Here is an 11753-nt window from a genome sequence, read left to right as displayed (position 1 = left end):
CGCTCGTCTTATCACTGTCGTACTTACTCGTAGAATTAAATCGGGTCGATTTATTCTTTCTTCGTTTTACCTTACATTGTTTAATTTTCAAGATCCCGATGAGCTTTTCACTCATCCTCGCTCTCTCGGAAGCGACTTGATTATTATATCATGTCGTTTTCAGTTTGTCAAGTACTTTTTTGAAGTTTTTTCGAGGTTTTCGCTCTCGCGATTCTCTCGATATTCTCTTCTCATTTCCTCGTTTTTCCTGTCCTCCGTGACAGCTATATTATAATACCACACACACCCCCCGTTTGTCAACACATTTTTTCAGAAAATCTCAAAAAAGTTTTTCCTGCTTCAAACCATACAGCTTGACCGCATTCTCACTCAAAATCGAACGAACCATATCGGACGGTAAATCCATATTGCATAAAAACGAAATACCCGCAGTCGGATTCTCCCACGGACAATCCGAACCAAACAAAATCTGCTGTGGATTATGCTTTAACATCATTCGCCGCATCTTTACTGGGTCCGCATACGACGCACACATCGCCGTATCCAGCCAGACGTTTTTTCCGATCAGATATTCCTCCACCGCATCCCAGCACTTCAATCCTCCGAAATGCGCCAGCACCATTTTAAGCTTCGGAAACGCTTTCATCACAGCGGCTGAGCGATCCGGCGTCGCGTGAATCAAATCCGGACTGTAACAATCCCACCCGGCATGAAACACGACCGGCAAATCAAGCGACGCGCACACCTCATAAACGGGAAACACCCGCGGATCGTCAATCATGAATCCCTGATAATCGGGATGCAGCTTGATGCCAACTAACCCCGCTGCCTTTGCTTCCTTTAAAATCGACTCGACATCCTCTGATAAAAAATGAACCGAGCCCAATGCGGTAAACGCCTTTTCCTCACACGTCTTGACCGCACACGCATTGATCGTCGCTTCCTGTCCAGGACTCGTCGCGATGTTTAATAAAATCGAATGATCGACCCGGCTCTCTGCCATCACCCGTTTGGTGTCCGACTGTGTGCCGTCTGTCGCAGGAGTGATCCCGGAAATCTTTTGAAGCTTTCCGACGGCTTTTTGCGCAATTTTATCCGGGAATGTATGCACGTGCGCATCAATTACCTTCATTTCTTCTTCCTTATATATAATAGCCATATTGATCCCTCCGCTTTTTCCGATTATTTTCTCATTGTATCACTTTTAATCGCTAAAATCAATCCCACTTTTAGATACCCATTTTAATTAGTAAACAATCTTTACAAAAAGAGTGTTTCCTTTTTATACAGTTCAAGAATTGAAGCGCCCCATTCTTTACGCTATACTGTATATATCGCAATATATACTTTTTATAAAGAAAAGAGGATGTTTATGAATCAATCACTCAAAGCCATGATCGATGCGAGCCGCGACGTTCACATTCCGATTCCGATTGACGAGTCGGAAACTGCGGAAGCGCGTCTGTTAAAAAAACCGGTCTTAAAAAACCGGTTGCTCGACGATATGGAATCCCTCGATCACTGGCAGCTCATTACAAGCTATTCCATTTCCGTTCCGGAACCGCTTGCTGATCCAAACGATCTGTCTGACCGCGAGGAGATCACACCTGCTCCGACAATGGAGCTTTCCTCCGAGCGCTGTGTCTGCGGTTCCCATTCATTAAAATTTACCCACCCGACCAATCTCGATCATCAGATCGAATGCCGCAAAGGCAGAATCTACGCACAGCCGAGTGTCAAACGTGTCTTTGACCGCGAGGACTGGAGCGAGTTTAACCGCCTGTCCGTCTGGATTTACCCGATCGCGCCCGGTATGAAGTCGATCACCCTGCGCATGCAGCTGCACAACGACGGCGTACGCAAAATGCCTGAAAAATGGGAACGCGACGGTGCGCACAACATGTCGTTAAAAGCCAATCAGTGGAATCACGCGGTGCTCGAGATGCCGTATCTCGACCGCGACTGTGTGACCGGCGTAAGCTTCGACTACGACATGGTCGGCCACGAAAACGATGCGGTCGATCATGTGACATGGTATATCGACAAATTAGAGCTGCAAACCGTCAAATGCGACGTATACGAAGGCTGGATTCCGGCGGACGACCGCATCAGCTACTCCCACAAAGGCTATCAGCCCGGCTCCGACAAGCTGGCGATTGCGTCGGGCATTGACGCGGACACCTTTAAGCTGATTGAAACGAAAACCGGCAAAGTCGTATTGGAGAAAGAAATTCTCACGGTCGATGCAAAAATCGGCACGCTTCAGATGATGGACTTCACAGAGCTTTGCGAAGAGGGCGAATATATTTTGGTCGCAGGCAATCTCTCGACCCGCGTCTTCGCAATCAGCGAGGACGTATGGGAGTCGTCTGTCTGGAAAGTGTTAAACTTCTTCCTCGTCCTGCGCTGCGGCTATGAGGTACCGGGCAAGCACCGCGCCTGCCACAGCGATATGCTCATGGTACATGACGGCAAGGCGATCGTGGCAAACGGCGGCTGGCATGACGCTGCCGACCTTGCACAGGGCTTTATCAACACCGCAGAGGCGACCGCCGCACTGTTCAGCCTTGCCGGCGCGCTCAAAAAAGACGGCAGCAACAACCGCCTGTTCTTGCGTGTACTGGAAGAGGCAAAATGGGGCCTTGACTACGTCTTGAAAATGCGCTTCCCGGGCGGATACCGTGCGACCTACTCCTCCTCGTCCATTTGGACAGACGGTGTGATCGGCACAAGCGACGACATCACGATGGAACCGTCCCGTTCCGCGCTCGCAAACTTCGATGCGGCATATGCGGAACTATTAGGTTATGAACTGTTTAAAGACATCGACCCGGACTATGCGGCATATGCGCTAAAGATCGCAAAAGACGATTTTTACTGGGGCGTTGACATCACCTGCGAAAAGCAAAAAGAAAATGAATCCCAAACCGGCGAGGACAGAAAGATCGTCGAAGCAATGTTTGAGGATGGAATTTCTGTGGATGTAAAAATCATCTCCGCCGGCGTGCTGGCATCCTCCCTGCTCTTCACCGCAACACAGGAAGCTTCCTATGTGCAAGCCGCAGAGGAATTTTCCGACCTGCTCCTCACCTGCCAGCAGCAGGAGTTTACGGACTGGGATGTTCCGATGGTGGGATTTTTCTACGAGGACACAAACCGCGATTTGATCGCGCACTATAATCACATGGCATACTCCTACATGCCCGAGCTTGCGCTCAAAACGCTGTGCGAAACATTTCCGGACAGCGACCGCTATATGAAATGGTACAGCGCGCTTACACTAAGCGGTGCGTACTATAAGAAAATCGCGTCCTACACCAGTCCGTACGGTGTCATTCCGGCGGGTGTTTACCACGAGGATGAAGCGAAAAATATGCCGGAGAAAGTATTCGCCACCCATCCGATGGTAGGCGCAGAGTGCACAGACGGCTATGCGCCGCAGGTACGCGAGGGCTTCCCGCTCGGCAAAGGCTATTACCTGCGCGTGTATCCGGTATGGTTCAGCTTCCGCGGCAACTATAACGTGATTCTGTCTGCGACAAAGGCAATGACCTCCGTTGCGTCCTACTGCAACGACTATGATCTGTACGTTGCTTCCCAGCACAACTACGAATGGATTCTCGGCAAAAACCCGATGGCACAGTCCACGATGGTCGGCGAGGGCTACGATTTTATTCAGCATTACACCGTTCAGCCCGGTCAGACCACCGGCTCGATTACCGTCGGCATGGAGAGTCACTATGAAAAAGACGTTCCCTACTGGCCGCAGGTCAACACGGCAACCTACAAGGAAGTTTGGGTTTGCTCCGCGACCAAATGGATGTGGTGTATGGCGGACAGCCTGCTTCCGGCACGCTTAAGCGGTTATTTACGCGTGATTCCGGGCGGCGTCCTCACCTGCACGAACGTCGTCTCGCAGAAAGCATACACGGTCGTACCGCACGTGCGCACCGGCTACTATGAGCTGACGCTCCCTGCCGGCACGTACCGGATGCAGTACGAATCCGAGGAAAAGACGATCACGGTGGTAAGCGGCAAGCAGTACGCGATTGACGGTCCGCTTTGTGACGTATCCGCAAGCGCTGTCCGCAGCGGCAAAGATGTCACGATTACAATCAACGTCACGGCTTCGTACGATCTGCCGGTCACGATCCGCACCGACAACATAAGCGGTCTTGAATCCTCGTACACCGTTTCGGTCGAAAACGGCAAAGGCACGCTCGTCCTTCACGCGGTACTCGAAAACGAGCAGAAACCGTTTGTCGGACTTGTTTTGCCAAACGGCAATCTGGACGAACGCGTCGCATTTACGGATGACCGCATCTAAATCGTCGCTTCATTTGATCCATTTCCATTTCACCGAAACAACCCGCAGAGAAGTTCTCTGCGGTTGTTTCTTTTACACACCTTCGGTGTTTCCTCTCGCTTCGCTCGGATTTTCTGGGGAGCGCCTACCATGTCTTTAAGCATATGCTTTCCTGAGAAGCGCCTCCGCTGAAGGCGAGTCAATCCGGGCTTAGCCCGGGCACCTGCGGTGCGGCGGTCGCTTCGCGCATTCTCTGGGCAGTGCCTGCCATGTCTTTGAGCATTCATTCCCAAGAAAGCTTCCGCCGCGGATATTCCCGCGGCGAGTCAATCCGGACTTAGTCCGGGCACCTTCGGTGTTTCCTCTCGCTTCGCTCGGATTTTCTGGAAAGCGAGTGCTTTGCCGCCGCGCCATTCACTCCCAAGAAAGCTTCCGCCGCGGATGTTCCCGCGGCGTGGAAAACCGCTTAGCGGGCAGGCTAAGCCTGTGTGATCGCTTGCAGGTCAAAAATGTTCGCGCCGACATCCTCCGGTTTATGCGCGTCCGAAGCAAAACGAATCGCGACGTGCTTTTCCTTGAAAATACGCAGCATCGTTTCATTCATGCCCAATTCGCTGAAACCGTAATTGAGCCGGAGTCCGCCGCTCTGCTCGGCGTACATATGATGTGCGTTCAACTCATCCGCCAGCAGCCGGTAGACAGAAGTCAAATCGAACGCGGGGCGGTGACCAAAGCACTTGATCGAATCCGGATGCGCCACGCCGGAAAACAAGCCGCTTCTTACAAGGCTGAGCATCAGCTCATAATATCTGCGGTAGAGGGCATCGACGTCGATGCCCTCCCAAAGTGAGGCTTTATGGTCAAACCCAAAGCCGTCCACCCAATGGATAGAGCCAACGGCAAAATCAAAAGGAAAGGCGTGAAGCATCTTTCCGATCAGCGCTTCATGCTCCGGAAAGTAGCACACCTCAAGTCCCCATTTGATGGTGACGGGAAACGATTCCCCGCGCATCTTCTCAATGAGTACCAGGTAATCCGCGATCGAACCGTTCACCCGGCTTTGATACCAGTCGTTCTGATAGTCGCTGTATGCACGAACCGCATCGTACATGGGAGCAAATTCGACAAACCGGTGCGAGTGCTCCAGCAAATAAATTTCATCCAATCCGGTACGTACGGCCTGTGTAACAAACTGATCGATCCATTCTTTTGTATACGGTCCTCGTTCAATATGAATATGTGCGTCTGTCATACTGTCACCTGCTCTCAATTATCATTGGCACTGTGTGCCTGCATAAGATAAAACAAGGATACAGCGAAATCACTGTATCCTTGCGTTTTTATTAGTAGCCGCGTTTTACATAGGTGGTATGCAGGATCTCATGCGCCTTGTGGCTGCCCGGTTTTTCAAGATAGGTGTCGTAAAGCTCCTTGATGACCGGATTTTCATGGGATTTGCGGATCGGCAGGTTTTTGTCCTCGTTATAGAGCACACTTGCACGAAGCGCACGGATATCTGTATTGTTGCGTACAGAAGCCGGCTGAATCGGCTGGCCGCCGCCGTTTACACAGCCGCCCGGACAAGCCATTACTTCGACAAAGTGATAATTTGCCTCGCCTGCACGGATTTTGTCAAGCAGCATCCGCGCGTTTTTGAGTCCCGAAACAACTGCGACGTTTACATCAAGATCGCCCACTTTATACGTTGCCTCTTTGATGCCTTTGGTGCCGCGGACTTCTTTAAAGTCGAGCGCTTCGCCCTCGAGTTTTGTGTCGGTCAATGTTTCCACTGCCGTACGGAGTGCCGCTTCCATAACGCCGCCGGTTGCACCGAAGATGACGCCTGCGCCGGAACCGATGCCGAGCGGCATATCGAATTCCTCATCCGGAAGCGACTCAAACATTAAGCCCGCCCGTTTGATCATCGAAGCGAGCTCACGGGTCGTAAGCACAGCGTCGATGTCCTGCACGCCTGCTGCTGCCTGGTCGTCACGGCCGCGTTCGAATTTCTTCGCGGTACACGGCATGACGCTCACCACAAACAGTTTGCTCGGGTCAATGTTCTCTTTCTCTGCGTAGTAGGTTTTGACGATCGCGCCGAACATCTGCTGCGGCGATTTGCACGACGACAGATTGTCGACCATATCTTCGTAGTAGTGCTCACAGAATTTGACCCATCCCGGTGAACACGAGGTGATAAGCGGCAGTTTTCCGCCGTTTTTCACACGCTCAATGAATTCGTTTGCCTCTTCCATGATCGTTAAGTCAGCCGAGAAGTCGGTGTCGAACACTTTGTCGAATCCCAGACGGCGCAGTGCGGCAACCATTTTGCCTTTGACGTTTGTGCCGATCGGCATTCCGAACGACTCACCGAGTGCTGCACGGACAGCCGGCGCGGTCTGTACCACGACAACTTTTTCCGGATCGCCGATTGCTTCAAACACTTTTGCTGTGTCGTCTTTTTCATAAAGCGCGCCGGTCGGGCAGGCAACGATGCACTGTCCGCACGATACGCAAGAGGTTTCTGCCAATTCCATCTCAAACGCGCAGCCGATGTGCGATGCAAAGCCGCGGCGGTTCGGACCGATCACGCCGATGCCCTGCTCTGCGCATGCACCGACGCAGCGGCGGCAGAGGATACATTTATTGTTGTCACGAATCATATGTGCGGCGGAAGCGTCGAGTTCGTAGTGCGGTTTTTCGCCCTCGTATTTCGACTCGTCCACGCCGTACTCTCTTGCCAGACGCTGCAGTTCGCAGTCGCCGCTTCTGACACACGACAGACATTTTTTATCGTGAGTCGACAAAATCAGTTCGAGTGTATTTTTTCTGCTGCGGCGCAGTGCCGGTGTATTGGTGTACACCTCCATGCCCTCGCCGACCGGCTGCACACAAGCAGCCGCAAAGCTGCGCGCGCCTTTTACTTCAACCAAGCACATCCGGCACGCACCGATCTGGTTTACATCTTTTAAGTAACAAAGCGTCGGGATATTGATTCCCGCAAGACGCGCTGCCTCAAGAATCGTCGCATCCTTCGGTGCGGATACGGACAGACCGTTGATTTTCAAATTCACATTTTCCATATCTCGCTGTCTCCCTTACTTCTTCACGATTGCGCCGAACCGGCATTTTTCCATACAAGCGCCGCACTTAATACATTTATTCTTATCAATGACATGCGGCTGTTTGACCGTACCGCTGATTGCGTTTACCGGACACTGCCGTGCACACAGCGTACAGCCTTTACATTTATCCGCCACGATCTCAAACGAAAGAAGATCTTTACATACGCCTGCCGGACATCTCTTGTCAACAACGTGTGCAATATACTCGTCGCGGAAATAACGCAGCGTCGAAAGCACCGGGTTCGGCGCCGACTGACCGAGTGCACACAGCGAGCCTGCTTTGATCTCATAGCACAGCTGCTCGAGCTTGTCGATATCCTCAAGCGTTGCATTGCCTTTGCAGATATCCGAAAGCATCTCATACATGCGTTTCGTACCGATACGGCACGGATTACATTTACCGCACGACTCGTCGACCGTAAACTCCAAGAAGAATTTCGCGATATCAACCATGCAGGTGTCCTCGTCCATGACGATTAAACCGCCTGAACCCATCATCGAACCGACTGCCAACAGGTTATCGTAGTCGATCGGAGTATCAATGAGGCTTGCCGGAATACATCCGCCGGACGGGCCGCCGGTCTGTGCCGCTTTGAATTTCTTGCCGTTCGGAATACCGCCGCCGATTTCCTCGATGATCTCACGCAGTGTGGTGCCCATCGGGACCTCGACCAGGCCGGTGTTGTGGATTTTGCCGCCGACTGCAAATACTTTCGTACCTTTTGATTTCTCCGTACCCATCGAAGCAAACCAGTCCGCACCTTTTAAGATGATCTGCGGGATGTTTGCCCATGTTTCGACGTTATTCAAAATCGTCGGTTTGCCGAACAGACCTTTGACTGCCGGGAACGGCGGACGCGGGCGCGGTTCACCGCGGTGACCTTCGATCGAGGTCATGAGCGCGGTTTCCTCACCGCAGACAAATGCGCCTGCACCCAAACGAATCTCAATATCAAAATCAAAGCCGCTGTCAAAAATATTTTTGCCGAGCAGGCCGTATTCTCTCGCCTGACCGATTGCGATTTCCAAACGTTTGACGGCAATCGGATATTCCGCACGGATATAAACGTAACCCTGTGTTGCACCGATCGCATAACCTGCGATCGTCATTGCCTCAATGACAACGTGCGGATCACCTTCCAAGATCGAACGGTCCATGAATGCGCCAGGGTCGCCCTCGTCGGCGTTGCAGCACACATATTTCTGATCTGCCTGGTTTGCTGCCGCAAATCCCCATTTCACGCCGGTCGGGAATCCGCCGCCGCCGCGTCCGCGCAGGCCGGAATCTTTGATGATCTGAATCACCTCTTCCGGTTTCATCTCGGTGAGCACCTTGCCGAGTGCCTGATAGCCGTCGGCACCGATGTATTCATCGATATTCTCCGGATTGATGACACCGCAGTTTTTGAGTGCCACACGGTGCTGTTTTTTATAAAACTCGGTTTCATTGAGCGATTTAACGTTCTGATCGGTAACGGTCTCCGAGTAAAGAAGCCGTTTGACGATTCTGCCTTTTAATAAGTGCTCCGAAACGATCTCCGGAATATCCTCCGGTTTAACCATTGAGTAAAAGCTTCCTTCCGGATACACAATCATAATCGGGCCTAATGCACAAAGACCGAAACAGCCGGTTTTAACGACCTTTACTTCTTCGGAAAGGCCGGCTTTTTTAATTTCCTGCTCCAGTGTATCAATAATTTGCTGACTGCCTGACGACGTACATCCGGTACCGCCGCAGACAAGCACGTGGGAACGATACATTCGATTTCCTCCTCCTTCTTATTTGGCAACACTGCCGATGGTATACTCGGAAACGACATTTCCGTTCACCAAATGGTCAGCCACAACCTGAACCGCTTTTTCCGGTGTCATTTTCACATATGTTGTTTTCTTTCCGTCCGGTGTGAAAATTTCCACCACCGGTTCATACTGGCAAATGCCGATGCAGCCGGTCTGTGTGACACTGACGTTCAAAAGATTGCGTTTTGCAACCTCTTCTGTAAATTTGTTGAGCACAGGACGTGCACCCGCTGCGATGCCGCAGGTTGCCATACCGACTACCACACGGATTTTATCGCCGTTTTCTTCACGCACATTGATTGCGCCTTTCATTCTATCGCGGATCGCCTGAAGTTCAGCTAAACTTTTCATACAATCATGCACCACCTTAAATTGTCATTCTTCTTTTTCGAGTTCTGCTTCGTTTTCTTTGATAAAATCGCTGATAAACGACAGCACAGGAGGTTCGTTTACTGGTACCCCCTCTAAAATCGTCCGTACCTCGCGCGTATCGAGTGTAAACGAACGGTCATCCACTGCGTATGTATAGCAAAAATCGATCGACGGATTCACACTCACAAGCGAAACCATCGTTGCCGCCATATCGCCTATGGGCATCATATCGATGTGTTCATAGCAGTAAACCGCACAGACATCTGTTCCGACGTTTACTTCACTTTCAATCGAAAAGCGGCCGCCTGTAAGCTCTGCGGAGAGCTTGAAAAACGGAACGCCGAGCCCGACTTTTCGCGTCGTCCGCGTTGTGTAAAACGGATCGATCACACGGGAAACCTGCTCGTCTGTCATGCCGCATCCGTTATCCTTGATTGTCACGGAAAGCTCTTTGGTCTGTGTGTTTTTTTGAATGATAATCTCAATCAGCGAGGCGTTTGCCTTGACTGAGTTCTGAACGATATCGAGCACGTTCAGAGAAACTTCCGGCATCATGCGGTCTGATATTTCGAGAGAATGGTGTCGATGTCATCGACGGTTACTTTGCCATACACTTCGTCGTTGACCGTAAGCACCGGCGCCAAGCCGCACGCACCGACACAGCGGCATGCATCAAGCGAAAACCGTCCGTCCGGTGTGCATTCACCGCTTTTGATGTTCAATTTTTTGCAAAGCGCTTCGAACACGTCACCCGCGCCTTTTACATAACAGGCGGTGCCCAAGCATACGCTGATTTTATATTGTCCCTTCGGATACAGCGAGAACTGTGAGTAAAACGTTGCAACACCGTACACCTCTTCGAGCGGAACATTTAACCCCACAGCAATCATCTTCTGCACTTCAATCGGCAGATAACCGTAGATATCCTGTGCTTTCTGCAAAACGGGCATCAAAGCGCCTTTGTCATTTAAATGCGCGTGAATCACGTCACTCAAGCGCTTTTCCTGCTCCGGGGTTCCCGAAAACGGGACTGTGGCTGTTTTTGTAGCCATGCCAAAACCTCCTTTAGGTCCTATCGGATTCCGAATTTACAGCGTTTCATCACGGTAAATTCAGATCACTTCAGTAATAAACATAACAAGTATATCACCTTTCTCGCCGCTTGTCTATCGATTTTGCGCATTTTCCTGTTTATTTTTTGTGTAAAATAAATTAAAACAAAACATTTTAAAAATACAAACTTGCTATTTTATATGACTGACGGTATAATAGAACATATAAGCCATATGATTTTTCATATAACTCTATGCGTTTTGTGCACCGCCGTGACAAAACAGATAACGGAGGGATTTTCATGACAGGAAACGATATTCAAACGATTTTAGACTGCAAAGTATTTGCGGGAGAAGAACTGCTTGAACGCGAGGTGCACACTGCCTGCGGATCAGATATGATGAGCGATGTCCTCGCCTATGTCAAAGACCAGTCGATTCTCTTGACCGGACTTGTAAACGCACAGGTTATCCGCACTGCCGATATGATGGATATGCTCTGTATCGTGTTTGTGCGCGGAAAAGAACCGTCAGAGGACATGATAGAGCTTGCCAATGAACGCGGCATCTCCTTAATGTCCACAGAACACCGGATGTTCACTGCCTGCGGTCTTTTGTGGGAAAACGGACTGCGGGGAGGGAACAATGACTGATGAACGCACTCCATCTTCATTATGAAGTCGACGGCACCGACTTCACCCGTGCCGGGGAAGCCTCTGCCGCTGTCAAAAAAGCGCTCCGCCAGCTCGGTGTCAGACCTGACATCATCCGAAAAGTGGCGATCGCTTTATATGAAGGCGAAATCAATATGGTCATTCATGCCGAAGGCGGCTATATCGACGTGTCCATCGACCAAGCATCGATTCAAATGGCACTGTGCGACCACGGCAAAGGCATTGAAAACATTGATCTCGCCATGAAAGAGGGATATTCCACCGCACCTGACGAGGTTCGTTCGCTGGGATTCGGTGCAGGAATGGGACTTCCCAACATGAAAAAGAATACGGACGAAATGCGCATTGAATCGACAGTCGGCGTTGGCACAAACGTCTATATGACCGTCTATCTGTGAATATACCCCCGTCCGCCAAAAAGGAG

10 protein-coding genes are annotated in these 11753 nt (G+C 50.8%); 3 read left to right on the top strand and 7 right to left on the bottom strand.

Annotated elements, in window-relative coordinates:
- Positions 1-319: 319 nt before the first annotated feature.
- Positions 320-1159 (bottom strand): amidohydrolase family protein, encoded by an 840-nt coding sequence (locus tag H6A12_RS08590; RefSeq protein WP_204446891.1) that lies wholly within the window; start codon positions 1157-1159, stop codon positions 320-322.
- 213 nt (positions 1160-1372) lie between these two features.
- On the opposite strand from H6A12_RS08590, the gene H6A12_RS08585 reads away from it, so the two are divergent.
- A complete protein-coding gene (locus tag H6A12_RS08585) occupies positions 1373-4327 on the top strand; it encodes a glycoside hydrolase family 9 protein (protein WP_204446888.1) in 2955 nt (984 codons plus the stop codon).
- Positions 4328-4784: 457 nt separating this feature from the next.
- On the opposite strand, the gene H6A12_RS08580 is transcribed toward H6A12_RS08585, so the two are convergent.
- The 6 genes from H6A12_RS08580 to H6A12_RS08555 form a co-directional block, all read right to left on the bottom strand.
- Positions 4785-5558, bottom strand: coding sequence for a PHP domain-containing protein (locus H6A12_RS08580; protein ID WP_204446886.1), 774 nt, complete (start codon positions 5556-5558; stop codon positions 4785-4787).
- 91 nt (positions 5559-5649) lie between these two features.
- Positions 5650-7389: an NADH-dependent [FeFe] hydrogenase, group A6 gene (locus tag H6A12_RS08575; protein WP_204446884.1), complete on the bottom strand. Its 1740-nt coding sequence runs from the start codon at positions 7387-7389 to the stop codon at positions 5650-5652.
- Positions 7390-7404: 15 nt separating this feature from the next.
- Positions 7405-9192, bottom strand: a complete 1788-nt coding sequence (nuoF, locus tag H6A12_RS08570) for an NADH-quinone oxidoreductase subunit NuoF (protein WP_204446881.1) — start codon at positions 9190-9192, stop codon at positions 7405-7407.
- An 18-nt stretch (positions 9193-9210) separates the two neighbouring features.
- Positions 9211-9582, bottom strand: a complete 372-nt coding sequence (locus H6A12_RS08565; RefSeq protein ID WP_204446879.1) for a (2Fe-2S) ferredoxin domain-containing protein — start codon at positions 9580-9582, stop codon at positions 9211-9213.
- A gap of 24 nt (positions 9583-9606) precedes the next feature.
- The gene (locus H6A12_RS08560; RefSeq protein WP_430623636.1) at positions 9607-10155 is read right to left on the bottom strand and encodes an ATP-binding protein; all 549 of its coding nucleotides are present in this window, start codon (positions 10153-10155) and stop codon (positions 9607-9609) included.
- Positions 10155-10655, bottom strand: coding sequence for a complex I 24 kDa subunit family protein (locus H6A12_RS08555; RefSeq protein ID WP_204446874.1), 501 nt, complete (start codon positions 10653-10655; stop codon positions 10155-10157). Before H6A12_RS08555 ends, H6A12_RS08560 begins: the two co-directional genes overlap by 1 nt.
- Before the next feature lie 302 nt (positions 10656-10957).
- Between H6A12_RS08555 and H6A12_RS08550 the strand changes: the two genes are divergently transcribed.
- Complete coding sequence (locus H6A12_RS08550; RefSeq protein WP_204446872.1) at positions 10958-11308, top strand: DRTGG domain-containing protein; 351 nt, start codon at positions 10958-10960, stop codon at positions 11306-11308.
- The gene (locus tag H6A12_RS08545; RefSeq protein ID WP_345941236.1) at positions 11308-11727 is read left to right on the top strand and encodes an ATP-binding protein; all 420 of its coding nucleotides are present in this window, start codon (positions 11308-11310) and stop codon (positions 11725-11727) included. The genes H6A12_RS08550 and H6A12_RS08545 overlap by 1 nt, the downstream gene beginning before the upstream one ends.
- The last annotated feature ends 26 nt before the right edge of the window (positions 11728-11753 follow it).

Source organism: Merdimmobilis hominis (assembly GCF_016901855.1).
Lineage (GTDB): Bacteria > Bacillota > Clostridia > Oscillospirales > Ruminococcaceae > Paludihabitans.
The sequence above is the reverse complement of the archived record's forward strand: the minus strand, read 5'-3'. Positions and strand labels throughout refer to the sequence as shown.